Source organism: Pseudomonas sp. WMBT8, from assembly GCF_050916005.1.
GTDB lineage: Bacteria > Pseudomonadota > Gammaproteobacteria > Pseudomonadales > Pseudomonadaceae > Aquipseudomonas.
Window position 1 is genome coordinate 4,756,097 of sequence record NZ_CP188096.1, and the last position, 25,407, is coordinate 4,781,503.

General features: G+C 62.4%; 21 protein-coding genes. 13 read left to right on the plus strand and 8 right to left on the minus strand.

Annotated features, from left to right (window positions below; genetic code table 11):
* The first annotated feature begins 195 nt into the window (after positions 1-195).
* The 3 genes from ACO77H_RS21645 (at position 196) to ACO77H_RS21655 (ending at position 4,885) form a co-directional block, all read left to right on the plus strand.
* Positions 196-1,962 (plus strand): ATP-binding protein, encoded by a 1,767-nt coding sequence (locus ACO77H_RS21645; protein ID WP_169954641.1) that lies wholly within the window; start codon positions 196-198, stop codon positions 1,960-1,962.
* Complete coding sequence (locus ACO77H_RS21650) at positions 1,956-3,290, plus strand: sigma-54-dependent transcriptional regulator (protein ID WP_169954640.1); 1,335 nt, start codon at positions 1,956-1,958, stop codon at positions 3,288-3,290. Before ACO77H_RS21645 ends, ACO77H_RS21650 begins: the two co-directional genes overlap by 7 nt.
* A 275-nt stretch (positions 3,291-3,565) precedes the next feature.
* Complete coding sequence (locus ACO77H_RS21655) at positions 3,566-4,885, plus strand: MFS transporter (protein WP_169954639.1); 1,320 nt, start codon at positions 3,566-3,568, stop codon at positions 4,883-4,885.
* 63 nt (positions 4,886-4,948) lie between these two features.
* Here the strand turns inward: ACO77H_RS21655 and ACO77H_RS21660 are convergent, their stop codons facing one another.
* The gene (locus ACO77H_RS21660; RefSeq protein ID WP_170056842.1) at positions 4,949-5,704 is read right to left on the minus strand and encodes a COG4705 family protein; all 756 of its coding nucleotides are present in this window, start codon (positions 5,702-5,704) and stop codon (positions 4,949-4,951) included.
* Between the two features lie 196 nt (positions 5,705-5,900).
* Here ACO77H_RS21660 and ACO77H_RS21665 point away from each other — a divergent pair, with 196 nt between their 5' ends.
* On the plus strand, positions 5,901-6,533 hold the full coding sequence (locus tag ACO77H_RS21665) for a flavin reductase family protein (protein WP_170041879.1): 633 nt from the start codon (positions 5,901-5,903) through the stop codon (positions 6,531-6,533).
* A gap of 161 nt (positions 6,534-6,694) precedes the next feature.
* Here ACO77H_RS21665 and ACO77H_RS21670 read toward each other — a convergent pair whose 3' ends face one another.
* Both ACO77H_RS21670 and ACO77H_RS21675 read right to left on the minus strand, forming a co-directional pair.
* Positions 6,695-6,976, minus strand: coding sequence for a hypothetical protein (locus ACO77H_RS21670; RefSeq protein WP_169954636.1), 282 nt, complete (start codon positions 6,974-6,976; stop codon positions 6,695-6,697).
* Between the two features lie 8 nt (positions 6,977-6,984).
* Complete coding sequence (locus ACO77H_RS21675; RefSeq protein WP_024077189.1) at positions 6,985-7,326, minus strand: antibiotic biosynthesis monooxygenase family protein; 342 nt, start codon at positions 7,324-7,326, stop codon at positions 6,985-6,987.
* Between the two features lie 326 nt (positions 7,327-7,652).
* On the opposite strand from ACO77H_RS21675, the gene ACO77H_RS21680 reads away from it, so the two are divergent.
* The gene (locus ACO77H_RS21680; protein ID WP_169954634.1) at positions 7,653-8,582 is read left to right on the plus strand and encodes an AraC family transcriptional regulator; all 930 of its coding nucleotides are present in this window, start codon (positions 7,653-7,655) and stop codon (positions 8,580-8,582) included.
* A gap of 119 nt (positions 8,583-8,701) precedes the next feature.
* Here ACO77H_RS21680 and ACO77H_RS21685 read toward each other — a convergent pair whose 3' ends face one another.
* The 4 genes from ACO77H_RS21685 to edd all read right to left on the minus strand — a co-directional run bounded on the left by ACO77H_RS21685 (position 8,702) and on the right by edd (position 13,783).
* Positions 8,702-10,156: an ATP-binding protein gene (locus ACO77H_RS21685; protein ID WP_169954633.1), complete on the minus strand. Its 1,455-nt coding sequence runs from the start codon at positions 10,154-10,156 to the stop codon at positions 8,702-8,704.
* The gene (locus ACO77H_RS21690) at positions 10,146-10,877 is read right to left on the minus strand and encodes a response regulator (protein WP_169954632.1); all 732 of its coding nucleotides are present in this window, start codon (positions 10,875-10,877) and stop codon (positions 10,146-10,148) included. Before ACO77H_RS21690 ends, ACO77H_RS21685 begins: the two co-directional genes overlap by 11 nt.
* 126 nt (positions 10,878-11,003) lie before the next feature.
* A complete protein-coding gene (locus ACO77H_RS21695) occupies positions 11,004-11,960 on the minus strand; it encodes a glucokinase (RefSeq protein WP_169954631.1) in 957 nt (318 codons plus the stop codon).
* A complete protein-coding gene (gene edd / locus ACO77H_RS21700; RefSeq protein WP_170041877.1) occupies positions 11,957-13,783 on the minus strand; it encodes a phosphogluconate dehydratase in 1,827 nt (608 codons plus the stop codon). Before edd ends, ACO77H_RS21695 begins: the two co-directional genes overlap by 4 nt.
* A gap of 221 nt (positions 13,784-14,004) precedes the next feature.
* Between edd and gap the strand changes: the two genes are divergently transcribed.
* The 7 genes from gap (at position 14,005) to ACO77H_RS21735 (ending at position 23,034) form a co-directional block, all read left to right on the plus strand.
* The gene (gene gap, locus ACO77H_RS21705) at positions 14,005-15,006 is read left to right on the plus strand and encodes a type I glyceraldehyde-3-phosphate dehydrogenase (protein WP_029295415.1); all 1,002 of its coding nucleotides are present in this window, start codon (positions 14,005-14,007) and stop codon (positions 15,004-15,006) included.
* Between the two features lie 199 nt (positions 15,007-15,205).
* The gene (locus ACO77H_RS21710; protein ID WP_169954629.1) at positions 15,206-15,724 is read left to right on the plus strand and encodes an RNA polymerase sigma factor; all 519 of its coding nucleotides are present in this window, start codon (positions 15,206-15,208) and stop codon (positions 15,722-15,724) included.
* Positions 15,725-15,798: 74 nt separating this feature from the next.
* On the plus strand, positions 15,799-16,767 hold the full coding sequence (locus ACO77H_RS21715; protein ID WP_169954628.1) for a FecR domain-containing protein: 969 nt from the start codon (positions 15,799-15,801) through the stop codon (positions 16,765-16,767).
* Between the two features lie 115 nt (positions 16,768-16,882).
* Positions 16,883-19,450: a TonB-dependent receptor gene (locus ACO77H_RS21720; protein ID WP_432754546.1), complete on the plus strand. Its 2,568-nt coding sequence runs from the start codon at positions 16,883-16,885 to the stop codon at positions 19,448-19,450.
* Between the two features lie 127 nt (positions 19,451-19,577).
* Positions 19,578-20,186 (plus strand): biliverdin-producing heme oxygenase, encoded by a 609-nt coding sequence (locus ACO77H_RS21725; protein WP_169954626.1) that lies wholly within the window; start codon positions 19,578-19,580, stop codon positions 20,184-20,186.
* 178 nt (positions 20,187-20,364) lie between these two features.
* A complete protein-coding gene (locus ACO77H_RS21730; protein WP_169954625.1) occupies positions 20,365-20,769 on the plus strand; it encodes a YbaN family protein in 405 nt (134 codons plus the stop codon).
* Positions 20,770-20,895: 126 nt separating this feature from the next.
* On the plus strand, positions 20,896-23,034 hold the full coding sequence (locus ACO77H_RS21735; RefSeq protein WP_432754547.1) for a methyl-accepting chemotaxis protein: 2,139 nt from the start codon (positions 20,896-20,898) through the stop codon (positions 23,032-23,034).
* A 204-nt stretch (positions 23,035-23,238) separates the two neighbouring features.
* On the opposite strand, the gene ACO77H_RS21740 is transcribed toward ACO77H_RS21735, so the two are convergent.
* A complete protein-coding gene (locus ACO77H_RS21740) occupies positions 23,239-23,802 on the minus strand; it encodes a nitroreductase family protein (RefSeq protein WP_170056835.1) in 564 nt (187 codons plus the stop codon).
* A gap of 148 nt (positions 23,803-23,950) precedes the next feature.
* On the opposite strand from ACO77H_RS21740, the gene ACO77H_RS21745 reads away from it, so the two are divergent.
* The gene (locus tag ACO77H_RS21745; RefSeq protein ID WP_170041872.1) at positions 23,951-25,381 is read left to right on the plus strand and encodes a di-heme oxidoredictase family protein; all 1,431 of its coding nucleotides are present in this window, start codon (positions 23,951-23,953) and stop codon (positions 25,379-25,381) included.
* Positions 25,382-25,407: the final 26 nt, after the last annotated feature.

A 25,407-nucleotide genomic window follows, 5' to 3' on the forward strand; every position in this document is an offset into this window, starting at 1 on the left:
ACTGTGGCTCCATGCCACAGTCGCCTTTTTTATGACCGGCGATTTTGTGGGAGCGGGCTTGCCCGCGATGCAGGCACTGCGGTCTGGCAGCAGACCGCGTCGATGCAATCGCGGGCAAGCCCGCTCCCACAAGTACTGCGCTCGTCCTGCTGCATGTTATGGTGCTCGCCCCCTACTGCAGCTGTTCATTCTCGTATGATCGCGATCCCTCGCCCATTGCGTTTGACCTTCTACTCCCTGCTGATTATTGCCGGTGCCGTCCTGGCCGCCGCAGTCGCCATGCGCCAGGCGGAACGCCAGTCCCTGGTGGACGATGCCGGCCGTGCGAACCAGCAACTGGCGCTGTATGCCAACTCCTTGCACACCTTGATCGAACGCTACCGCGCCCTACCCGCCGTGCTGGCCCTGGATTCGGAAATGATCCGCGCCCTGAAAGGCCCGCTGGATCCGGCGACCCAGGAGGTGCTAAACCACAAACTGGAGCGCATCAACGGTGCGGCGCAGTCATCGACCCTGGAACTGATGGACCGCACCGGCCTGGCGGTGGCCGCCAGCAACTGGCGCCTGCCCAGCAGTTATGTCGGCCACAACTATGCGTTCCGCCCCTATTTCAGCCAGACCCGCAGCCAGGGCACCGGGCGTTTTTATGCGGTGGGGGTGACCACCGGGATTCCGGGGTACTTCCTTTCCAGCGCGGTGGTGGATGAGCAGGAGCAGTTCATCGGCGCCATGGTGGTGAAACTGGAGTTTCCGGAGCTGGAGCGCGGATGGGCCCAGGGCGACGACCTGTTGCTGGTCAGCGATGCCCGGGGCATCGTGTTTATCGCCAATAAACCCGGATGGCGTTACCGCAACCTGCGCCCACTGTCGGCCAACGATCTGGCCGAACTCAAGGCCACGCGCCAATACGACAAGAAGCAATTGCAGCCCCTGGACACCCAGACCTTGCAGCGTTTTGACGAGAACAGTCATCTGGTGCGCGTGGCCGGGCCCGAAGGCAACGCCAACTACATCTGGGAGTCCCTGCCCCTCAAAGCCGAAGGCTGGACCCTGCACCTGCTGCGCAAACCCCAGGTGGCCTTTGAAGACCAACGCAACGCCGGCCTCGCCGCAGCGGGCCTGTGGTTGACCCTGGTGTTCCTGGTGCTGTTCCTCAGCCAGCGCTGGCGCCTGGCCCGCTTGCGCCAGCGCAGCCGCGAAGAGCTGGAGCGCCTGGTGGAAGAACGCACCCGCGCCTTGCGCACCGCCCAGGATGGCTTGGTGCAATCGGCCAAGCTGGCGGCGCTGGGACAGATGTCTGCGGCCCTGGCCCATGAAATCAACCAGCCGCTGACCACTCAGCGCATGCAACTGGCTACCTTGCGCCTGCTGCTCGATCACGGGCGCATCGATGACGCCTATCAGGCGCTGACGCCATTGGACGACATGCTCACTCGCATGGCCGCCCTTACCGGCCACCTCAAGACCTTCGCCCGCAAAAGCCCCAGCGGCCTGCGCGAACGCCTGGACCTGGCAACCGTGGTCGACCAGTCCCTGCACTTGCTCGACGCACGCCTGCGCGACGAAGCCATCGGCACCGTGCTCGACCTGACTCGCCCGGCCTGGGTACGCGGCGATGCCATTCGCCTGGAGCAAGTGCTGATCAACTTGTTGCGCAATGCCCTGGATGCCATGGCCGACAAACCGCGCAAGCGCCTGGAAATCCGCCTGCATGCCGATCAACAACTGTGGCACCTGAGCGTCAGCGACAGCGGCGGCGGCATTGCCGAGGAACACCTGAACAACGTGTTCGACCCGTTCTTCACCACCAAGCCGGTGGGTGACGGGCTCGGGCTCGGGTTGGCGGTGTCCTACGCTATCGTGCATGAACTGGGCGGACGCCTGAGTGCGGCCAATCAGGGCGACGGCGCCGTCTTCACCCTGACCCTGCCCATCGCGCTGGAGGCGCCGGACCTATGCTGAACGCGGTGATCGTGGTTGATGACGAGGCCAGCATCCGCACGGCCGTGGAACAGTGGCTGAACCTCTCCGGGTTCGCGGTGCAGTTGTTCAGCCGCGCCGAGGACTGCCTGGCCCACCTGCCCAGGGACTTTCCCGGGGTGATTCTCAGCGATGTGCGCATGCCGGGCCTCAGCGGCCTGGAGCTGCTGGCCGAAGTACAACGGCGCGATGCCGACCTGCCGGTGATCCTCCTGACCGGCCATGGCGACGTGCCGATGGCCGTCGAAGCCATGCGCGACGGTGCCTACGACTTTCTGGAAAAGCCCTTCAGCCCCGACGCCCTGCTCGCCAGCCTGCGCCGGGCCCTGGACAAGCGCGGGCTGATCCTGGAGAACCGCCGCCTACACCAACAGGCCGATCATCGCGCCCAACTGGAGTCGAGCCTGCTGGGGGTGTCGCGCAGCCTGCAGAACTTGCGCCGCCAGGTGCTGGACCTCGCCGCCTTGCCGGTCAACGTGCTGATCCGTGGCGAGACCGGCAGCGGCAAGGAACTGGTCGCCCGCTGCCTGCATGACTTCGGGCCACGGGCCAAAAAACCTTTTGTCGCGCTCAACTGTGCGGCGATTCCCGAGCAATTGTTTGAAGCCGAACTGTTCGGCCATGAAAGCGGCGCTTTCACCGGCGCCCAGGGCAAGCGCATCGGCAAGCTGGAGTACGCCGACGGCGGTACGCTGTTTCTCGATGAGATCGAAAGCATGCCCCTGGCCCAGCAGGTGAAGCTGCTGCGGGTGTTGCAGGAACAGAAGCTGGAGCGCCTGGGCTCGAACCAGAGCATCAAGGTCGACCTGCGCATCATTGCCGCGACCAAGCCCGACCTGCTGGACGAAGCCCGCGCCGGACGTTTTCGCGAAGACCTGGCCTACCGCCTGACCGTGGCGCAACTGCGCCTGCCGCCGCTGCGTGAGCGCCGCGAAGATATCCCGCTGCTGTTCGACCACTTCACCCAGAGCGCCGCCGAACGCCTGGGCCGCGAGGCCGCGCCCCTCAGCGGGCCGCAATTGGGGCGGCTGCTCAGCCATGACTGGCCGGGCAACGTGCGCGAACTGGCCAACGTTGCCGAACGCCAGGTGCTGGGCCTCGGCGAGCCGGAGCCGGAAGGCATCGAGGCCGGGCAATCCCTGGCGGCCCAGCAGGAAGCGTTCGAAGCCCATTGCCTGAAAGCTGCGCTGACCCGGCACAAAGGCGATATCAAGGCGGTGCTGGCGGAGCTGCAACTGCCACGGCGGACCTTCAATGAAAAGCTGCAGCGCCATGGGCTGACCCGGGAAATGTTTCTGTCGCCCGATTGAGAAGGCCCCTTAGGGCCTCATCGCAGGCAAGCCAGCTCCCACACTTGAATGTATTCGCAAATCAAAATGTGGGAGCTGGCTTGCCTGCGATGAGGATAGCCGCCATAAGCGGATTTCCGCTCATCACCAAAAAACCATCAGCGGCTTTCCGCTCAAAAAAATCCCCCAACCCCTCTAGAACGGGCCTCCCCCTGCTTGGCACAGCTCCTGCTATAGCTGCAACCAGGCTGCGCTGACGCGCGCTCCACAAAAACAATGACATGAAGGATCCTTCAATGGATAACTCCAATTCCCTGCCTCTGGGGTCGGCGGCTGCGCCGGCGCAAGAACGCACCACTTCCAGCCGTATCAAGTCGATCTTCAGCGGATCGGTCGGCAACATGGTCGAGTGGTATGACTGGTACGTCTACGCCGCTTTCTCGCTGTACTTCGCCAAAGCCTTCTTCCCTAAAGGCGACACCACCGCCCAACTGCTCAACACCGCCGCGATTTTTGCCGTGGGCTTTTTGATGCGCCCGATTGGCGGCTGGCTGATGGGCCTCTACGCCGACCGCGCAGGCCGTAAAGCCGCGTTGATGGCGTCGGTGCTGCTGATGTGCTTCGGCTCGCTGATCATCGCCCTGAGCCCCGGTTATGAAACCATCGGTGTCGGCGCGCCGATCCTGCTGGTGTTCGCCCGCTTGCTGCAAGGCCTGTCGGTGGGTGGCGAATACGGCACCTCGGCCACCTACCTGAGTGAAATGGCGACCAAGGAACGTCGCGGCTTCTTCTCCAGCTTCCAGTACGTGACTCTGATCTCCGGCCAGCTCATCGCGTTGGCGGTACTGATCGTGCTGCAACAGCTCCTCACCACTGAAGAGTTGTATGCCTGGGGCTGGCGTATCCCGTTCGCCATCGGCGCCCTGTGCGCGGTGGTGGCCCTGTACCTGCGACGTGGCATGGAAGAAACCGAGTCGTTCACCAAGAAGGAAAAAGCCAAGGAAAGCGCGATGCGCACCTTGATGCGCCACCCCAAGGAACTGATGACCGTGGTCGGCCTGACCATGGGCGGCACCCTGGCCTTCTACACCTACACCACCTACATGCAGAAGTACCTGGTGAACACCGTCGGCATGAGCATCTCCGACTCCACCACCATCTCTGCGGCCACGCTGTTCCTGTTCATGTGCCTGCAACCGATTGTCGGTGGCCTGTCCGACAAGGTCGGTCGCCGGCCGATCCTGATCGCCTTCGGCATCCTCGGCACCCTGTTCACCGTGCCGATCCTCACCACCCTGCACACTGTCCAGACCTGGTGGGGCGCGTTCTTCCTGATCATGGCGGCGCTGATCATCGTCAGCGGCTACACCTCGATCAACGCCGTGGTGAAGGCCGAGCTGTTCCCCACCGAAATCCGTGCGCTGGGTGTAGGCCTGCCTTACGCACTGACCGTGTCGATCTTCGGCGGCACCGCCGAATACATCGCGCTGTGGTTCAAGAGCATCGGCATGGAAACCGGCTACTACTGGTACGTCACCGCGTGTATTGCCGTATCGCTGTTGGTCTACATCACCATGAAAGACACCCGCAAGCATTCGCGGATCACCACGGACTAAGCGTTCGCCAGGTGTAGAAAAGGGGCCATGTCATGCAAATGACATGGCCCCTTTTTTATCCCGTCAGGACAGCTCTGCCAGCGGCTGGCGGTTATCCCGGCGCTGTACATACCAGGCACCGGCGATCATCACCAGCAGCACGGCCGCCAGCACCGCCGATGAGCCGACAGTGCCAAAGTCCAGGCCGCCCTTTTCATGGGGTTTGGTCAGGAAGTCCCCGAGGGTCGCGCCAAAGGGCCGGGTCAACACAAACGCTACCCAGAACAACACCACCGACGAAACCGTCGTGCAGTATTTGAGCGCCACCACCAGCAGGATGCTCGCGCCGATCAACATCGCACCGCCAGCAAAGCCCAGGCCAGAGTCGTCGGCCAGGAAGTCCCCCAGGGCCGTGCCCAGGGTGTTGGAGAGCAGGATTGCCACCCAGTAGAACAGCTCGCCGCGCGGGGTCTGCACCTTGTTCACGTTCAGCGAATTGCCGCTCAGGTGCCAGAGGGCGAACACTATCAGTAACAGGACAATCAGGATCATCGAACCGGAGGCGTACCCCAGGCCCAGGGTACGGTCCATAAAATCGGACATGGTGGTGCCCGCCGTGCTCGTCGACAGGATCACGATCCAGTACAGCACCGGGTTGTAGGTTTTCGACCATAACTGCGTCAGCAACGTGATGAGGAACACGCTGAGCAGGATCATCGAACTGATGGCGTAGCCGACATTCAGGGTCATCGACAACAAGTCCCCGGCGGTTTCGCCAAGGGTGGTCGCACAGATCTTCATGACCCAGAACGCCAGGGTAATCTGAGGTAGTTTGTTCATTGTGCAGAAGGCTCCAGAGTTCAGTCTCGAAAGGCCGACTCATGGGGGGGTATCGACCTGGCGTGCAGACTGGCCGTGCAGCTGTGAAAAATAGGTGGGCGATGGATGAAAATTCCATAGGGCAGCGCCAATCCGGTGGAAATCCTGCCCTTGGGCCTGCACTATTGCGCTTTCCCCGCCGCAGGAACCGCCGTCCATGCCTGACGATATCCATTTCTATGAACCCGCCAACGGCCACGGCCTGCCCCATGACCCGTTCAACGCCATCGTCGGCCCGCGCCCGATTGGCTGGATTTCGTCCCAGGACCGCGAAGGCCGCCTGAACCTGGCGCCCTACAGTTTTTTCAATGCCTTCAACTACATCCCGCCGATCATTGGTTTTTCCAGTGTCGGGCGTAAAGACAGCCTGAATAACATCGAACAGACCGGCGAGTTTGTCTGGAACCTGGCCACGCGCCCGCTGGCCGAGCAGATGAACCAGAGCTGCGCCGCCGTGTCACCTGAAGTCAACGAGTTTGAATTGGCCGGGCTGACGCCAGTGGCGTCCAAGGTGATTGCCGTGCCACGGGTCGGCGAAAGCCCGGTGTCGTTCGAGTGCAAGGTCACGCAGATCATTCAGTTGCAGCGGGCCGACAAGGAGCTGGTGCCCAGTTGGCTGGTACTTGGCGAAGTGGTCGCGGTGCACATCGCCAAATGGCTGCTCAAGGATGGGGTGTACGACACCGCAGCGGCCGAGCCGATTCTGCGGGGCGGCGGCCCGGCGGATTATTTCCAGCTGGGGCCGCAAGCGCTATTCAAGATGTACCGACCAGGTGCTACCAAACCCTGATTGGATGCAATGCAGTCAAAAATGTGGGAGCGGGCTTGTGTGGGAGCGGGCTTGCTCGCGAAAGCGGTGGATCAGTTCCAAATTGGCTGGCTGACATGACGCTTTCGCGAGCAAGCCCGCTCCCACAAAGCCCGCTCCCACAATTGGGTCGGTGGTGTTCTTTAGTTTGCTGCAGTTGCCCAGGCCAACTGGCCCTCTTCATCGATAGCGATCAAGCGCTCCAATTGCTGGGCCGCCGCATCGTCGGCGTCGTCGGCAGTCTTGAACAGTTGGCCATCGAGGATCTTGTGAAAGCGCGGTGCGCTCATGCCGTCCAGTGCCTTGACGGCGATGGCGGCGCTATAGCCACCCTGGTCTTCGCGTACAAGGGCGGAAACAGCTTCGTGGTGGGCAAACTCTTTACGTGCCATGTTGCAGGTCCTGGCCAATGGAAAGTCGGCCATTCTAAACCTTAACCTGCCAGTTGCAGGTACTCGCCGTAGGCATTGGCGGCGGATGCGTCGGTGAAGGTCTGGAAGTCCATGCTGCGCACGACCATATCGTTCAACAGCTCGGTAAACAGCATCAGGGCCGGCGAGCTGAAATAAGCGCTCATCGCCTGTTCGCTGCTCCAGAAACCTGAAACCAGCCATACATCGGGGTCAACCTGGGAGTGCTGCAACGAGAATTGCAGGCAACCCTGAGCCTGGCGGCCCGGTTCGATCAAACTGCTCAAGCGTGCACCCAGTTCGGTGCTGCACCCGCTGCGGGCGCGGATAAAGGCCATATGGCTCGCGGGAATGGGGGTGGACATGTTCGACTCTCCCGTTGAGAAGTGATGCTCGGCAAGCACTGTGGGGGCGTGTTGCCACAGGGTCAAAGATACGGGCGCAGGCCCCAGCGCGGTTAGTCGATTCCTGCCGGCTTATTGCACAATCCTGCCAGAAGCGTAGACCCAGGGTTTGGCGTCAGGCTTTATTGCAGGGGTTGGCGCCTTGTTTCAGGCAGATGACAGGCTGTGTGCTTGCCTGATTGAAGACGCGCCGCAGGATCAGGCAAGGATTGTGCAGAATCGACATAACGCTGCTGCACCGCCACCGCTAAGCTGTGCCCATCAAAGAAGCATGCAGAGGACGCCCCATGTCGTCGCCCGAACAGCAGTCCATTCCCCTCGATGCCGAGATGGAAAAACAGCGCGCCGAACTGGCCAGCATCGTGCACCGGCATACCTGGGAAGACGGTTCCTACGGCACAGCGATCACCTCGCTGTACCTGAACCGCCACAACACGCCACGCGACTTCATGCCGGTGCTGGTGGAACCTGCGCTGTGCATCCTCGCCAACGGCAGCAAGGAAGTGCGCCTGGCCGACGAAATTTTTGCCTACGACCCCCTCAACTACCTGGTGTTCTCGGTCGCGATGCCGGTGGCCGGGCGAGTCATCGACGCCACAGTCGAAGACCCCAACCTGTCGGTGCGCATCAATATCGACCCGGCGCAACTGACCGCCCTGATTGCCGAAGCCGGGCCGATGGGCGTGCCCACGCGCCCGACCGCACGCGGCATGTATGTCGACCGGATCGACAGCCAGTTGCTCGACGCCGTATTGCGCCTGGCACGCCTGCTGGATACGCCCAAAGATATCGCGATGTTGGCGCCATTGATCAATCGCGAGATTCTCTACCGACTACTGCGTGGGCCACAGGGCTATCGCCTGTACGAAATTGCCGTGGCCAATAGCCAGAGCCATCGGGTCAGCCGGGCGATCACCTGGTTGAACGGCAACTATGAACAACCGCTGCGCATCGATGATCTGGCCAAGGAAGTGAATCTCAGCGTGTCGACCCTGCACCACCGCTTCAAGGCCATCACCGCCATGAGCCCGTTGCAGTACCAGAAGCAGTTGCGCTTGCAGGAGGCCCGGCGCCTGATGATCGCCGAAGGCCTGGAAGCCTCGGCGGCGGGGTATCGGGTGGGGTATGAGAGCCCGTCGCAGTTCAGCCGGGAATACAGCCGGTTGTTTGGCGCGCCGCCGTTGCGCGACTTGGCCAGGCTACGCCAGAGCATCTGACCCAACGCCCGTCTGTAGGAGCTGGCTTGCCAGCGATTGCGGTAGGTCAGGTACTGCAAATGTGACTGATGTATCGCTATCGCTGGCAAGCCAGCTCCTACAGGGTGACGCGGTGTTGTTTAGTCCAGGGTCCGGGGCAGTTGCAAGGTCACCCGTAGGCCACCTTCACGCAAATTTTGCAGGCTGACTTCGCCGCCATGGCTGTGGGCGATATTGCGGGCGATCCCCAGCCCCAGGCCATAACCCTGCTGCTGCCCGGCCAGGCGAAAGTGCGGTTCGAAGACCTGCTCCAGACGCTGCTCCGGCACCCCGGGGCCCTCGTCATCCACATGTAGGATGAACTGCGCGCCATCGTCCTCGATACGCAGATGGGCGTTCTGCCCGTACTTCAGGGCGTTATCGATCAGGTTGCCAATGCAGCGCTTGAGCGCCAGCGGCTTGCCCGGATAGGCCGTCAACGCCCGGCCATGCTGGGTCACCCGGCCATTGCCGTTGGGCGCAAGATACGGTTCCACCAGGCAGTCGAGCACATGGTTGAGGTCCACCGGCTCGATGTTCTCGTGGATGTCGGTGTCCTTGACGCACTGCAACGCGCCCTTGACCAGCAGTTCCAGCTCATCCAGGTCGCGGCCGAACTTGGCTTGCAGCTTTTCGTCTTCCAGCAGTTCCACCCGCAGCCGCAGGCGTGTGATGGGGGTGCGCAGGTCGTGGGAAATTGCACTGAACAACTGGCTGCGTTCAGTCAGGTAGCGGCTGATCCGCTCGCGCATGGCATTGAACGCACGGCCCACTTCCACCACTTCGCTGCCGCCACCTTCGGCCACCGGTTCCACGTCGGCGCCCAGGGACAGGTCCCGCGCCGCCCGCGCCAGGCGCTTGAGCGGCCGGCTCTGCCAATGCACCAGCAAGCCGATAAACAGCAACAGAAAGCCACTGGTCAGCACGATAAACCACACCTGCTGGGAAGGCAGGCCCTGTTCTTCGAGGCTGGTGTAGGGCTCGGGAAGCAACGAGGCGATATACAGCCATTCGCCGGCGCCCAACTCGATCTGCGTCACCAGTACTGGCGGGTTGACCGGCTCCAGGGTCAGGGCGTAATGCGCCCAGGAGCGTGGCAACTCATCGAGCTTCAGGCCGGCATTGAAGATGCGCAGGTCTTCGGCACTGACAAACTCCACCGAAAAATGCACGTCACTGCCCAGGGTCTGGCGCAGCACTTCGTCCACCGCGCCGAGCACCGCCTGTTTGCGCGGGGTTTGCGGCAAGATCTGCATATCCAGCGGCTTGTCGTTGAGTGTCACCACAAAACGCGTGCCACCCATGCTGCGCAACTGGTCGAGCACCAGCGGCCGATAAGCCACCGGCAGCGAACGGAAATAGCTGACGCTGGCGGTCATCGAATGGGCCAGGCTGCGGGCGCTGGTGACCAGGCCTTCAAGCTGGGTGGCGCGCAGTTGCGAGACCCAGATCACGCTGGATAACGCCTGGGCAAACAGCACTGCCAACAGGGTCAGCAGTAGCATGCGCCCCAGCAATGAACGCGGGACCGGAATGCGCCGGCGTTCAGTGGGCATTGCTGGCAACCACACTGGCCGCCAGTTGGTAACCGCTGCCGCGCACGGTGCGGATCAGCCGTGGAGGTTTCTCGGTATCACGCAGGCGTTGTCGCAGGCGGCTGACAGCCATGTCGACAATACGGTCGAGGGGCATCAGGTCACGGCCACGGGTGGCGTTGCCAATGGTGTCGCGATCAAGAATTTGCTGTGGGTGATCGAGGAACAGCTTGAGCAGGGCAAAGTCGGCACCGGACAGGATGACTTCCTCGCCATCAACGTGAAACAGCCGATGGCTGATCATGTCCAACCGCCACTCATCGAACACCAGCACATCGCCGCCCGTACGCTCCTGGCCAAATTGGCAGCGGCGCAACAGGGCCTTGATGCGCGCCTGCAACTCCCGCGGGCTGAAGGGTTTGCCGATGTAATCGTCGGCGCCCAGTTCCAGGCCGATGACCCGGTCGGCTTCGTCGGAGCTGGCAGTGAGCATGATGATCGGCACCTGGGCCTGGCGCGGGTGCTGGCGCACCCAGCGGCAGAGGCTGAAGCCGTCTTCGTCGGGCAGCATCACATCGAGGATCACCAGGTCGCACGGGGCCTCGTCCATGGCCTGGCGAAACCCCGCGCCATTGGGCACGCCCCGCACCTGGAAGCCGGCGCGACTGAGGTAGGTTTGCAGCAACTCGCGGATTTCCTCGTCGTCGTCGACCAGGAGAATGGATTTACTGATTACGCTCACGGGGGCCTCCTTGTTGTTATGGGGTGCTCTCTAGGGCCCCATCGCGGGCAGGCCCGCTCCCAGATTTTGATTTGTGAACACAATCAAATGTGGGAGCGGGCTTGCCCGCGATAAGGCCATCACTGCCTACGCAAATGCCTGCTCCAATGCCACGCCCGCCCCGGTCAACCCGGAATACGGCGCCGTCACCAACCACACCGGGATACCTTTGAAGTAGTCGCTCATGCAGCCTTTGTCCGCAAAGCTCTTGGCAAAACCACTGTTGATAAAGAACTCGGCAAACCGCGGGATCACCCCGCCCACGATATACACACCACCCCGGGCACCAGTGGTCAGCACGTTATTGCCGGCCACGCGGCCCAGCCAGATGCTGAACTGGTCCAGGACCTCCATCGCCACCGGGTCGCCAGCCAGGCCCGCAGCGGTAATCGCCTCCGGGGTTTGCAATACCGCCGGGTGGCCGTCCACCGCGCAGATTGCCCGGTACAAGCGGGGCAAGCCGCCGCCGCTCAGGGCCGTCTCGGCGCTGACATGCCCGATTTCGTTGTAGATGTGCTGCCACAACTGGGTTTCCCGTGGGCTGCTCAGGGGCAGGTCGACATGCCCGCCCTCGCCCGGCAACGCAGCCCAGCGGCCGGCGCCCAGGTCGAGCAGAGTGCCCACGCCCAGCCCCGTGCCCGGGCCGATCACCACCGCCGGGCGCCACGGCTCCGGTGTGCCGGCGCAGACCACGCGGTATTCATCAGGCTGCAGGCGAGTCATGCCCAGGGCCATGGCCGAGAAGTCATTGACCAGCAACAGTTCGTCCACTTGCAGCGCCTTGCAGAACGCGGTCTTGCTCAGGCGCCAGTGGTTGTTGGTGAACTTGAACTCGTCACCACTCACCGGCCCGGCCACCGACAGGCACACCGCGCCGATGGAGCCCGGCGCCAATCCTTCCTCGGCGAGGTAGACCTGGATCGCCTCCTCGGGGCTGGCGTGATCCGCCGTGGCCAGCACCCGGATCGAATGCAGTGCCTGGTCCCGCCACAACGCAAACCGGGCGTTGGTACCGCCAATATCACCAACCAGCGCAAGCTTCACTTGAGTGTCTCCAGGGCAGAGGTAAAGGCGCTGGCGCCCTGCTCTGCGGAGCTTGCGGCCAGGCGCATAAATGCAAACAGCTCGCGACCGGCCCCCACGTTATTGTCCAACAGGCCCGTGGCAGGCGCGCGCGCTGCAAATTCTTCGGCGTCCACCTTAAGCTCCAGGGTGCCTTTGACGCCATCGACGCGAATGATATCGCCATCCTTGACCCGCGCCAGCGCGCCACCGCGCTGGGCTTCGGGGCTGACGTGAATCGCGGCGGGGATTTTACCCGAGGCGCCAGACATACGCCCGTCTGTCACCAATGCGACTTTGAAACCTCGGTCCTGGAGCACGCCGAGGAACGGCGTCATCTTGTGCAATTCTGGCATGCCATTAGAGCGCGGGCCCTGGAAGCGCATCACCGCGACAAAATCCTTCTCCAACTGGCCGGCCTTGAACGCATCGGCCAGGTCCTGCTGGTCCTGGAACACCACGGCTGGCGCTTCGACGATTTGATGTTCGAGGGCCACCGCCGAGACTTTCATCACCCCACGGCCGAGGTTGCCTTCCATCACCCGCAAGCCGCCCTCCGGGGAGAAGGCCCGAGCTACCGGGCGCAGGATGCTTTCGTCGAGGCTTTCGATCGGGCCTTCGCGCCAGATCAGTTCGCCGTCCACCAGGAACGGTTCGCGGGTGTAGCGGCTCAAGCCATGGCCGGCGACGGTGTTGACGTCTTCGTGGAGCAGGCCGGCTTCCAGCAGCTCGCGGATCAGGAACGACATGCCGCCCGCCGCCTGGAAGTGGTTGATGTCGGCCTTGCCGTTCGGGTAGACGTGGGACAGGGTCGGCACCACTTCCGAGAGGTCGGCCATGTCCTGCCAGGTGAGGATGATGCCCGCCGCCATGGCGATGGCCGGCATATGCAGGGTGTGGTTGGTCGAGCCGCCGGTGGCGTTGAGGGCGACGATGGAGTTGACCAGGGATTTTTCGTCGACGATCTCGCCAATCGGCGTGAAGTTGCCGTTGGCCTTGGTCAGGCGCGTGACCTGGTGCGCGGCCTCACGGGTCAGCGCATCGCGCAACGGTGTGTACGGGTTGACGAACGAGGCGCCCGGCAAGTGCAGGCCCATCACTTCCATCAGCAACTGGTTGGTATTGGCGGTGCCGTAGAAGGTGCAGGTGCCGGGGCTGTGGTAGGACTTCATCTCCGATTCCAGCAGCTCTTCGCGGCTGGCCTTGCCTTCGGCGTAGCGCTGGCGCACATCGGCCTTCTGCTTGTTGGAGATGCCCGACGGCATCGGCCCACCGGGCACGAAGATCATCGGCAGGTGGCCATAGCGCAGGGCCCCCATCATCAGGCCGGGGACGATCTTGTCGCAGATCCCCAGCATCAGCGCGGCGTCGAACATGTTGTGGGACAGCGCTACCGCCGTGGACATGGCAATCACTTCGCGGCTCAGCAGGCTCAGCTCCATGCCCGGCTCGCCCTGGGTCACGCCGTCGCACATGGCCGGGGTGCCGCCGGCGAACTGGCCAACCGAGCCGACTTCGCGCAGGGCTTTTTTGATCTGTTCCGGGAAATGTTCGTACGGCTGGTGCGCCGAGAGCATGTCGTTATATGACGAAACAATTGCCACGTTGGCGGCATTCATCATGCGCAGGCTGTTTTTGTCTTCAGTGCCGCAGCCGGCCACGCCGTGGGCAAAGTTGGCGCATTGCAGCTTGCCGCGCATCGGCCCGTCGCTGGCCGCGCCACGAATCAGCGCAAGGTACGCCTCACGGGTTGCCCGGCTGCGGGCGATAAGGCGTTCGGTGACCTCAAGTACGCGGGGATGCATGTGTAGAACTCCAGGCTAACGGATGTGGCGACCTGAGTGTCTATGCTGGTCAAAAGCCCGCCGCGAAGAGGTTGGCAGGGAGTTACTTGACCAATCGGACCAGTTGATTCAGGTCACTCGTTGTAGATTGAACAAAATATTGCCACTAAAAAGGCTTGTTTTCTATTTTTATGCGAATAATCTTGTAATTCTTACAACAAATCGACGACAGGCGCTTTCAAATGACTCTTCGAATTGCAATCAATGGTTTTGGCCGCATTGGCCGCAACGTCCTGCGCGCACTTTATACCCAAGGCTACCGTCAGGATTTGCAGATCGTCGCCATCAATGACCTGGGCGACAGTTCGATCAATGCCCACCTGCTCAAATACGACACCGTCCATGGCACTTTCGATGCAGAGGTCGCTCACGATCAGGAAAGCCTGACCGTCAATGGCGACCGGATTGCCGTGAGTGCCATTCGCAACCCCGCCGACCTGCCGTGGGCTGCACACAAGATCGACGTGGTGTTCGAATGCACCGGCCTGTTCACCGACCGTGACAAGGCCGCCGCCCATATTAGCGCCGGCGCGCGCAAGGTGATCATCTCGGCCCCGGCCAAGGGCGCGGATGCCACCGTGGTCTACGGGGTCAACCATGACATTTTGCGCCAATCCCACCAGATCATCTCCAACGCCTCCTGCACCACCAACTGCCTGGCGCCGGTGGCCCAGGTGCTGCATCGCGAGCTGGGTATCGAAAGCGGCCTGATGACCACCATTCATGCCTACACCAACGACCAGAACCTGACCGACGTCTACCACACCGACCCGTACCGCGCCCGTTCGGCCACGCAGAACATGATCCCGAGCAAGACCGGCGCTGCCGAAGCGGTGGGCCTGGTGCTGCCGGAACTGGCAGGCAAGCTGACCGGCATGGCGGTGCGGGTGCCGGTGATCAACGTGTCGCTGGTGGACCTGACCGTGCAACTGAAAAAAGAAGCCACGGCCGATGAGGTCAACGCGCTGCTCAAAGAAGCCAGCCAGCACTCGAAAATCCTCGGCTACAACACCCTGCCGCTGGTTTCCAGCGACTTCAACCATAACCCGCTGTCGTCGATCTTCGACGCCAACCACACCAAGTCCAGCGGCAAGCTGCTCAAGGTATTGGCCTGGTACGACAACGAATGGGGCTTCTCCAACCGTATGCTGGATAACTGCCTGGCGCTGTGTAACGCCGAGTAACCCCCCCCTGTGGGAGCGGGCTTGTGTGGGAGCTGGCTTGCCTGCGATGCAGACGGAGCGGTGTATCTGCCGCCACCCAGTGATGCAATCGCAGGCAAGCCAGCTCCCACAGGGATTCGTGCAAGCTCATACATTCGCCACTTGCCATTTGCGCTGATGATAAGCATTATCATTAACTGCCAATCGGTCCGGTATCACTGTGAGCCTATCTCGCTTCAATCAAGTCTTCCTCACCCAACGGGTGGTGCTACTGCGCACCTTGCAGCGGATGGTGAATAATCACAGCACCGCCGAGGACCTGTTGCAGGAAACCTACCTGCGCGTCACACGGGCCCTCAGCGAACGACCGATTGATCACCTTGAGCCTTTCGTGTTCCAGACCGCGCGCAACCTGGCCCTGGATCATCTGCGCTCGCGTCGGATCCAGTCCCGCACCTTGCAGGAAGATGTCCCGATGGATGTCCTGCAAAGCGTCGCCTCGCCAGTCACCACGCCCGAAGATGCCGCCCACGCCGAGCAACTGCTGGAGCACCTGAGCGTCAGCCTCGGGCAGTTGAGCGCTCGCCAGCAGCAGATCTTTATCCTCAGCCGCCTGCACGGTTGCAGCTACCAGGAGATTGCCGACCAGTTGCAGGTGTCCTTGAGCACCGTGCAAAAGGAACTGAAATTGATCATGGCCATCTGCATAGGTGTGGCCGAACGGCTCGATCACCCTTAAGCTTTGTCGGGACAAGCCGACAGCAATGTCACAAAAGCTATTGAATAAAACGTGGCGAAGACCCGAGGAACACCGTGACGGACCCGAACAAACTGCACCCCCATGAGCTGGCTCATGAGGTGTTGCAACATGCGGCCATGGACCAAGCCCTCGACTGGCTGATCGCTTTGCAGTGCCCGCAGCCTGGCCAGCAAGCCGAGTTCCAGGCCTGGCTGGATGCCGACCCGAGTCACGCCCAAGCCTTCGCCAAAGCCCAGGCCGCCTGGGGCGGTGCGCCGGTACACAGCGCCGCCGTGGCCCTGAATGCGCCGCGCAAGCCCAGCGCCTGGCGGCGCATCAAGCCGCACTGGAAGCCCTTGGCCACGGCGGCGGTGTTGCTGCTGGGGCTGTTCAGCTTCAGCAACCTGCCGGTGCGCCTGCAGGCCGACCATTTGACCGTGGTCGGCGAGCGCCAGCGCCTGCAACTGGATGACGGCTCCAAGGTGCTGCTCAACACCAACTCGGCGTTTTCCAGCACCATCGACGAGCATCAGCGCATCGCCCGCCTGTATCAGGGCGAGGCGTTTTTCGAAGTCGCGGCCAACCGTGGCCTGCCCCTGCAGATCGACGCCGGCCCGGTGCGCGCCAGCGTCAGCGATACGGCGTTTGCCGTGCGCTATCTCAACGGTGAGGCGCAGGTGCAGGTACAACGCGGGGATGTCGACCTGAGCACCACCTTCGGCAACAACCGGGTGCGCCTGAGTGCCGGCGAGAGCATTCGCGTCGGCCCCAAGGGTTTCGGCCAACCGGCCAAGCTCGATGCCACCAAGGAACTGGCGTGGGTCCAGGGCCGGCTGGTCTTTGAAAACTGCCCGATGAGCGAGGTGCTGGCAGAGCTGCGGCGCTATTACCCGGGCTGGATCGTCAATACCAACGAGCAACTGGCCAGCGTCGCCGTGACCGGTAATTACCGTCTGGACCAACCGCTGGACGTGGTGCGTTCCCTGGCCCACATCACCTCGGCCAAACTCTCGGAGTTCCCTGCGCTAGTGATTCTCAACTGAGAATAATTATTTTTACTCGATAGCCACCGCTGGTACGTCTCGTCTTAGCCAATGCAACTGATTCCTATTTGATTCAGGCTCGCAACTATAAGACTCGTCCCTCGGAGCGCTCTCGATGTCCTCTCGTTTCAACCGCCGGTCCTCTTCGCCTACGCTGTGCCTGCTGACCGCCGCCATCCTGCTGGCGGGCAGCCCGGTCCTCACGGCCACTGCCGCCGAACCCGCGGCGCGCAGCCACGCCAACTACACCTTCAGCATCGAGCAGCAATCCCTGGTCTCGGCACTCAACGCCTTTACCGCCGTCACCGGCTGGCAGATCGGCCTGCCCGCCGAACTGGGCCAAGGGGTTTCCTCCCCTGGCGTGCGCGGCTCGCTGACCCCGGAAAAAGCCCTGGACCGGCTGTTGGTGGGGACCAACCTGAACTACCGCAAACTGGGCAATAACAACATCGTCCTGGAAAAGCGCACGGCGGGTAGCGCTCTCACCCTGCAACAAATGACCATCAGCGCCACCCGTACGGAACAGGCGGTCGATAGCGTGCCCAGCACCGTCAGCGTGCATGAACGCGAGGAGCTGGACCGCCAGAACGTCAACACCATCCGCGAACTGGTGCGCTACGAACCGGGCGTCTCGGTCGGTGGCGCCGGCACCCGCTCCGGTAATTCCGGCTACAACATTCGCGGCATCGACGGCGACCGCATCCTCACCCAGGTGGACGGCGTGGAGGTCCCGGACAACTTCTTCAACGGCCCGTACGCCAAGACCCGCCGCAACTATGTCGACCCGGAAATCGTCAAGCGCGTCGAGATTATCCGCGGCCCGGCCTCGGCCCTGTACGGCAGCAGCGCCATCGGCGGCGCCGTCAGCTACTTCACCCTCGACCCGGACGACATCATCAAGCCCGGCCAGGATGTGGGCGCGCGCCTGAAGACCGGCTACAGCTCGGCGGACGAAAGCTGGCTGACCTCCGGCACCGTCGCCGGGCGGGTGCAGGACTTCGACGGCTTGCTGCACCTGAGCCAGCGCAATGGCCACGAGATGGAGTCCTACAACGGCAACAACGCCACCGGCCTGGCCCGCACCGGCGCCAACCCGGAAGACGTGCGCACCACCAACGTGCTGGCCAAGCTGGGCTGGAACTACGGCGAAGACAACCGCCTGGGCCTGACCTACGAGAAGTACAAGGACGACCGCGACATCAACCAGAAAAGCGCGGTAGGCGGGATCTTCCTCGAAGGCCAGGGTATGAATATGTACCGTGACCGTCGCGGTAACGACACCATCACCCGCGAGCGCTTTGGCCTGGAAAACAAGTTTTCCCTCGACTCGCCGATTGCCGATCACATCAAGACCAGCCTCAACTACCAGATCGCCAAGACCGACCAGGCCACCAGCGAAATCTATCAGGCCGGCCGCCGCGTGCTGCGGACCCGCGACACCCTCTACGAAGAAAAGCAGTGGGTGTTCGACGCGCAGTTGGACAAGGCCTTCGTCATCGGCGACACCGATCACTTGCTGACCTACGGCACCACGATCAAGCAGCAGAAAGTCACCGGTTCGCGCGAAGGTGCGGCGACCTGCCTGGCTGTAGGCGCGGGCTGCACGGCCATCGGCGCACCGAGCCCAACCCCTGCCGACAGCGTGAAAAAAGCCAGCGACTTCCCCGATCCGACCATCAACAGCTACGCGCTGTTCGCCCAGGATCAGATCAGTTGGAATGACTGGACCTTCCTGCCGAGCGTGCGCTACGACTACATCCAGCTCAAACCCAAGCTGACCGAAGAGTTCCTCAATACCACCGACCCGGACCGCAAGTTCCCCCACGACGACTCGAACAAAACCTGGCATCGTTTCTCGCCAAAACTGGGCGTGACCTACGCACTGACCGAGCAGTACACCTGGTTTGGCCAGTACGCCGAAGGTTTCCGTACGCCATCAGCCAAAGCGCTGTATGGCCGTTTTGAAAACCTGGGCGAAGGCTACATCGTCGAGCCCAACTCGAACCTCAAGCCGGAAACCAGCAAGAGCTACGAAACCGGGATCCGTGGCAACTTCGACGCAGGCAATTTCGACGTCGCGGCGTTCTATAACAAGTACCGCGACTTCATCGACGAGGACAACGCCGCGCTGGGCCCCACCGGCACCATCTTCCAGCCAGGCAACATCAAGCGTGCCACCATCAAGGGCATGGAGGTCAAAGGGCGCTTGAACCTGGACGCCTTCGGCGCACCGCAAGGCCTGTATACCAAGGGCGCGATTGCCTACGCCCACGGGCGCAACGACGAAACCGGCCAGCCGCTGAACAGCGTCAACCCGCTCAAGGGTGTGTTCGGCCTGGGCTACGACCAGGACACCTACGGTGCGCTGGTCAGCTGGACCCTGGTCAAGAAACAGAACCGGGTCGACAGCGCCACGTTCTTTACCCCGACCGGCATCAAGGCCAATGGCCCGTTCAAGACCCCGGGCTTTGGCATCGTCGACCTGACCGGCTTCTACAAAGTCACCGACGATCTGACCGTCAACGGCGGCCTGTACAACCTGACCGACAAGAAATACTGGAACTGGGATGACGTGCGCAGCTACGACGGTGTGGGCGAAGCCGGCGTGACTTCGCCAGCCAGCCTGGACCGCCTGACCCAGCCAGGACGCAACTTTGCGATCAACCTGATCTGGGACATCTGACCCATGCAGCCCCACCTCGCCGGTTTTATCGCCGGCGGGGTGAGGATTTTTTACTGTGACGCGTCTTCTTGTTCGTCTAGTAATAACAGCCTGGCAACAAGGCGCTTTTCCTTCTCAAGGACATCCAATGACCGCTTCCACTACCGCAGAACGCGCAAGCCTGCGCTCCCAGCGCCTGAACCAGATCACCAACGAGCCGCACACCAAGCTCGATGCCCTGGTCAAGGCTCACGCCCCGTTTGAAACCCAGGCCAACTTCGCCCGTTTCGTGGTGGCGCAGTACCTGTTCCAATCGGAACTGGTGGCGCTGTACAACGATCCCGAGCTGATCAAGCTGGTGCCGGACCTGGCCGAGCGCTGCCGCGCCGAAGCCGCCAAGCTGGACCTGGCCGACCTGGAAACCGAAGTACCCGCCCCCGTGGCCGGTGCCGTGCAGAACCCGAGCAAGGCCCAGGCCCTGGGCTGGCTGTTCGTGTCCGAAGGTTCCAAGCTGGGCGCAGCGTTCCTGATCAAGCGTGCCGTCGGCCTGGGCCTGAGCGAAACCTTCGGTGCCCGCCACCTGGGCGAGCCAGCCGGTGGTCGTGCAGAAGGCTGGAAGAGCTTCACACGCACCCTCGACAGCCTGGAACTGAGCGCCGAAGAAGAAGCCGCAGCAGAAAAAGGTGCCGTGGATGCGTTTGTACGCTTCACCGTGTTGCTGGAACAGGCGTACGCTAGCGCCCCAGAACTGGCCTGATCGCGCTGCTGGAATGCAATGAATGTGAGAGCGGGATTGTGTGGGAGCGGGCTTGCCTGCGATAGCATCGCTGCGGTCTAACTGATACACCGCAGCGTCTGCATCGCAGGCAAGCCAGCTCCCACATGTTGATCGCGCTCCATTTTCAGATTTTTCGAAACCCTGACAAATCGTACCTATGACAGCCCCCGTCCAATCCTCCTCCAAACTCGCCCGAATCCTGTTCGGCCTGCTGGCCTATGTCAGCCTGGGGATCGGCTTGATCGCGATTGTCGTGCCGGGCCTGCCCACCACCGAATTCATCCTGCTGGCCGCCTGGGCCGCCACCAAGAGCTCGCCGCGCCTGAGCGCCTGGCTGGAAAACCACCGGCTGTTCGGGCCGATCCTGTTCAACTGGCGCAACGGCAAGATCATCGCCCGTCGGGCCAAGGTCAGTGCCACCGTGAGCATGTTGCTGTGTGCCGGCCTGATGCTGGTGATGCTCGATCACGGCTGGCCGATCTACTTGGCCATCGCCGGTATGAGCCTGGGCAACCTGTGGATCTGGTCACGCCCCGAACGCCTCGCGCGAACCGCTGCCTGAGCGCCCTACCGCTCATCGCCTATTCCTCATGAATTACCCGTCGGTGCCGATGTTCCGGGCATAGCGCCGAATGGACTTGGCCGTTGCCCTGCTTGCACACCAACAAGTCCAATCGCGAGTAAGCCCATGTTCGACACCCTCTCCATCCGCTTGAAAATCGTGCTGCTGTCCGGTCTCTGCCTGTTGGGGGTGATTGCGCTGATCGTCAGCCTGAATATCTACCAGTCCAACCAGAACGACCAACTGGTCAGCGCGTCCAGCTCGCGCATGCTCACCGCCAGCGTGGAGAACCTGCTTCAGGCCAGGGCCGCCGAGCAGGCCGTGCAGGTGCAGAAAGCCTTCGGCGAGAGCCTGTTGGTGGTCACCGCCCTCGCCGACCAGGTCAAGGACCTGCGTAACATGGCCGCCAAGCGTTCGCTGGAAGCGGCCACCGTGCGCGAGGAACTCAACCAGCGGATCAAGACTGCGTTCGAGCGCAATACCAAGGTGCTGGGGATCTGGTTGTCGTTTGAACCCAACGGCCTGGATGGCAAGGACAGCGAATTTATCAACGACAAGCTGCGCGCCTCCAACGAGGCCGGGCGGTTCTCCAGCTACTGGAGCCGTGCCGGTGGCGAAGGGCTGAACACCGTGATGGTGGAAGCGGACCTGACCAAGACCACCCTCAACCTCAGCGGTACGCCCTACAACATCTGGTACACCTGCCCACGGGATACCCGCAACGTCTGCCTGCTGGACCCGTACGCCGATGAAGTCGCCGGCAAGTCGATGCTGATGACCACCATCTCCCTGCCGCTGCTGGCCGACGGCAAGGTCATTGGGGTGATCGGCGTCGACATTGCGCTGGATGCCCTGCAAGCGGCGGCCAATACCGCGCAAAAAGAGCTGTTTGACGGCGCCGGGATCATGGAAATCCTCTCCAGCAGTGGCCTGATTGCCAGCTACAGCGGCGAGCCGGACAAGGTCGGCAAGAGCATCGTCGATGTGCTCGGCGCCGAAGGCAAAGAGATCGTGCAACTGCTGGCCAGTGACACGCGCAAGGTCCGCGAGCAGGACGATACGATTCGCGCGGTGTATCCGGTCAAGCCGATTGCCGATGCCAAGCCTTGGGGCGTGGTGATCAAACTGCCCAAGGACGTGCTGCTGGCCGACTCGGTCAAGCTGCAAGGGGTGCTCGACGAGGCCCAGGCCCGTGGCACGCTGCAAGCGCTGTTGGTCGGCGCCGTAGCCGGCCTGCTGGGCCTGCTGCTGATGTGGCTGACCGCTACCGGCGTGACCCGCCCGATCAACAGCGTGGCGGCGATGCTCAAGGACATTGCCAGCGGCGACGGCGACCTGACCCAACGCCTGGCCTACACGAAAAAAGACGAACTGGGGGAGCTGGTCAGTTGGTTCAACCGCTTCCTCGACAAACTGCAACCGACCATCGCCCAGATCAAGCAGAGCATCACCGAAGCCCGCGGCACCGCCGACCAGTCCTCGGAAATCGCCCGCCAGACCAGCGAAGGCATGCAGGTACAGTTCCGCGAGATCGACCAGGTGGCAACCGCCTCCAACGAGATGAGCGCCACCGCCCATGATGTGGCCAACAGCGCCTCAAACGCGGCCAGTGCAGCGCGCGGCGCCGATCAATCGGCCCGCGAAGGCCTGGCGATTATCGAGCGCAGCACCCGCGATATCACCACCCTCGCCGAAGAAGTCAGCAAGGCGGTGACTGAAGTCGAAGCCCTGGCGGTCAACAGTGAGCAGATCGGCTCGGTGCTGGAGGTGATCCGCAGCATTGCCGAGCAGACCAACCTGCTGGCCCTCAATGCCGCGATTGAAGCCGCGCGCGCCGGGGAAAGCGGGCGGGGGTTTGCGGTAGTGGCGGACGAGGTACGTAACCTGGCGCGGCGCACCCAGGATTCGGTGGAAGAAATCCGCCTGGTGATCGAACGCATCCAGAGTGCGACCCGTGGGGTGGTGACCACCATGCATTCGAGCCAGAGCCAGGCACAGAACAACGCCGGGCAGATCCAGCAGGCGGTCCAGGCCCTGGGCAAGATCAGCGATGCGGTGACGGTGATCAGCGACATGAACCTGCAAATCGCCAGCGCCGCCGAAGAACAGAGCGCCGTGGCCGAAGAGGTCAACCGCAACGTTTCGGCGATCCGTACCGTGACCGAGACATTGACTGGCCAGGCCACTGAATCAGCGGCGATCAGCAGCCAATTGAATGCATTGGCCAATCAGCAGATGAAACTGATGGATCAGTTCCGGGTGTAAGCCCAGGTCCTGAAAACAATGAAATACCCCTTGCGGGAGTGGGCTTGCCCTAACGCCGATCAATTAAGCGAACGCAATGCTTAAAGCAGTGAAGATCAAATGTGGGAGCGGGCTTGCCCGCGAATGCGGTGGGTCAGTAATGAATGTATTGACTGACCCACCGCATTCGCGAGCAAGCCCGCTCCCACATAGGTTTGCGGTGGGTCAGAGACCGGTCCAGGCGCTGACAAACGCCGTGATGTCTTCTTTGGCCGCCGTACGCGGCGGGTTCTGCGCGGTCCCCAGATAAAGGAAGCCAATCACTTCCTCACCCGCGGTCAACCCCAGGCCCTTGGCCACATGCGCCGAATACGACAACTCGCCGGTGCGCCACACCGCACCGATCCCCTGGGCATACGCCGCCAGCAAAATACCGTGGGCCGCACAGGCCGCCGCCAGCAACTGCTCGGACTTGGGCACCTTGAAGTGTTCCTGCAGACGGGCAATCACCACCACCACCAGCGGCGCACGCAATGGGCCGTTCTGCGCCTTGTCGATCACCGCTTGCGGGGCCTCGGGGTCTTGCAGGCGGGCCGCTTCGGCCAGCAGGGTGCCCATTTGCTCACGGGCCGCGCCTTCCACGGTGAGGAAGCGCCAAGGCCGCAGTTGGCCGTGATCCGGTGCACGCATGGCTGCCGCGAACAGCACTTCGCGCTGCTCGGCAGTGGGGGCCGGCTCCAGCAGGCGCGGTACGGAAACACGGTTGAGCAAAGCGTCGAGAGCCTGCATTGGCCACCTCCAGGAAAAATGTGCGGCCATTCTAGCGGGAATGCATCAGATTGGAGCAAACGATAATTGCTCTTATTCAATCCGCCCCGCCCTGTTAGACTTTGCCCCCTGAATTTCATCCACCGTCGCCCGTCTTCCAGGATTATCGATGCCCCGCTTGCCTCTTCGCCTGTCTGCACTCTTGATGGCCATGAGCCTGAGTGCCTGCGATGACGCCCCGCCGCCGACGTTTACCCAGGCCGAGCCGGGTGAGGCGCGTTCGGGAGGCAGCACGACGGTAAGGAAGACCGACCAGAATGCCTTTTCGCTGCCCTCGGCCAACCTGGCGCCAACGCGCCGCCTGGACTTCAGCGTCGGCAACAGCTTTTTCCGCAATCCGTGGGTGATCGCCCCGGCCACCACCACCGCCCGTGATGGGCTGGGGCCGCTGTTCAACACCAATGCCTGCCAGAACTGCCATATCAAGGATGGCCGCGGTCATCCGCCCTTGCCTGAGGCCAGCAACGCGGTGTCCATGCTGGTGCGCCTGTCGATCCCGGATTCGCCGCCCTATGCCAAGGTCATCGAACAGTTGGGGATCGTGCCCGAGCCGGTGTATGGCGGGCAGTTGCAGGACATGGCCGTGCCCGGCGTGGTCCCGGAAGGCAAGGTGCGGGTCGACTACACCCCGGTCAACGTCACGTTCAAGGACGGCACGGTGGTGGAGTTGCGCAAGCCGAGCCTGCAGATCACCCAGCTCGGCTACGGGCCGATGCACCCGGATACGCGGTTTTCCGCCCGTGTAGCACCGCCGATGATCGGCCTGGGCTTGCTCGAAGCCATCAGCGACGCGGACATCCTGCAAAACGCCAGCAAACGCCCGGACAAAAACGGCGTGCTCGGCCGCCCGAACTGGGTCTGGGATGATGCCCAGCAAAAAACCGTGCTCGGGCGCTTTGGCTGGAAAGCCGGGCAGCCGAACCTCAATCAACAAAATGTTCACGCGTTCTCTGGTGATATGGGCCTGACCACCCGCCTGCGGCCCATGGACGACTGCACCGACGCACAGGTTGCCTGTAAGCAGGCGCCCAACGGCAATGGCGAAAATGGCGAGCAGGAAGTCAGCGATAACATCCTGCGCCTGGTGCTGTTCTACACCCGCAACCTGGCCGTACCGGCGCGCCGTGATGTCAATGCGCAACAGGTGCTGGCCGGCAAAAACTTGTTTTTCCAGGCCGGGTGCCAGGCGTGCCACACGCCCACGTTCACCACGGCCAGCAATGCCGCCGAGCCGGAGCTGGCCAACCAGGTCATCCGTCCGTACAGCGACTTGCTGCTGCACGACATGGGCGAAGGCCTGGCCGATAACCGTACCGAATTCAAGGCCGGTGGCCGCGACTGGCGCACGCCGCCGTTGTGGGGCATTGGCCTGACACAAAACGTCAGTGGCCACACCCAGTTCCTGCATGACGGCCGCGCCCGCAACCTGCTTGAAGCCGTGCTGTGGCACGGCGGTGAAGCCCAGGCGGCGCAGCAACAGGTGTTGTCTTTTAATGCGCAGCAGCGAGCAGCATTGCTCGCGTTCCTGAATTCTCTATAAGCTTTGCCCCAATTATTGAAGGGAGC

What these genes read in the sequence shown, in the direction of transcription:
- ACO77H_RS21725 (WP_169954626.1), top strand. Translation starts at nt 19,578, where the DNA reads ATGACCGCTTCCACTACCGCAGAACGCGCAAGCCTGCGCTCCCAGCGC.
- ACO77H_RS21650 (WP_169954640.1), top strand. Translation starts at nt 1,956, where the DNA reads ATGCTGAACGCGGTGATCGTGGTTGATGACGAGGCCAGCATCCGCACG.
- edd (WP_170041877.1), bottom strand. Translation starts at nt 13,783, where the DNA reads ATGCATCCCCGCGTACTTGAGGTCACCGAACGCCTTATCGCCCGCAGC.
- ACO77H_RS21685 (WP_169954633.1), bottom strand. Translation starts at nt 10,156, where the DNA reads ATGCCCACTGAACGCCGGCGCATTCCGGTCCCGCGTTCATTGCTGGGG.
- ACO77H_RS21740 (WP_170056835.1), bottom strand. Translation starts at nt 23,802, where the DNA reads ATGCAGGCTCTCGACGCTTTGCTCAACCGTGTTTCCGTACCGCGCCTG.
- ACO77H_RS21660 (WP_170056842.1), bottom strand. Translation starts at nt 5,704, where the DNA reads ATGAACAAACTACCTCAGATTACCCTGGCGTTCTGGGTCATGAAGATC.
- ACO77H_RS21730 (WP_169954625.1), top strand. Translation starts at nt 20,365, where the DNA reads ATGACAGCCCCCGTCCAATCCTCCTCCAAACTCGCCCGAATCCTGTTC.
- ACO77H_RS21745 (WP_170041872.1), top strand. Translation starts at nt 23,951, where the DNA reads ATGCCCCGCTTGCCTCTTCGCCTGTCTGCACTCTTGATGGCCATGAGC.
- gap (WP_029295415.1), top strand. Translation starts at nt 14,005, where the DNA reads ATGACTCTTCGAATTGCAATCAATGGTTTTGGCCGCATTGGCCGCAAC.
- ACO77H_RS21680 (WP_169954634.1), top strand. Translation starts at nt 7,653, where the DNA reads ATGTCGTCGCCCGAACAGCAGTCCATTCCCCTCGATGCCGAGATGGAA.
- ACO77H_RS21665 (WP_170041879.1), top strand. Translation starts at nt 5,901, where the DNA reads ATGCCTGACGATATCCATTTCTATGAACCCGCCAACGGCCACGGCCTG.
- ACO77H_RS21720 (WP_432754546.1), top strand. Translation starts at nt 16,883, where the DNA reads ATGTCCTCTCGTTTCAACCGCCGGTCCTCTTCGCCTACGCTGTGCCTG.
- ACO77H_RS21735 (WP_432754547.1), top strand. Translation starts at nt 20,896, where the DNA reads ATGTTCGACACCCTCTCCATCCGCTTGAAAATCGTGCTGCTGTCCGGT.
- ACO77H_RS21655 (WP_169954639.1), top strand. Translation starts at nt 3,566, where the DNA reads ATGGATAACTCCAATTCCCTGCCTCTGGGGTCGGCGGCTGCGCCGGCG.
- ACO77H_RS21670 (WP_169954636.1), bottom strand. Translation starts at nt 6,976, where the DNA reads ATGGCCGACTTTCCATTGGCCAGGACCTGCAACATGGCACGTAAAGAG.
- ACO77H_RS21645 (WP_169954641.1), top strand. Translation starts at nt 196, where the DNA reads ATGATCGCGATCCCTCGCCCATTGCGTTTGACCTTCTACTCCCTGCTG.
- ACO77H_RS21675 (WP_024077189.1), bottom strand. Translation starts at nt 7,326, where the DNA reads ATGTCCACCCCCATTCCCGCGAGCCATATGGCCTTTATCCGCGCCCGC.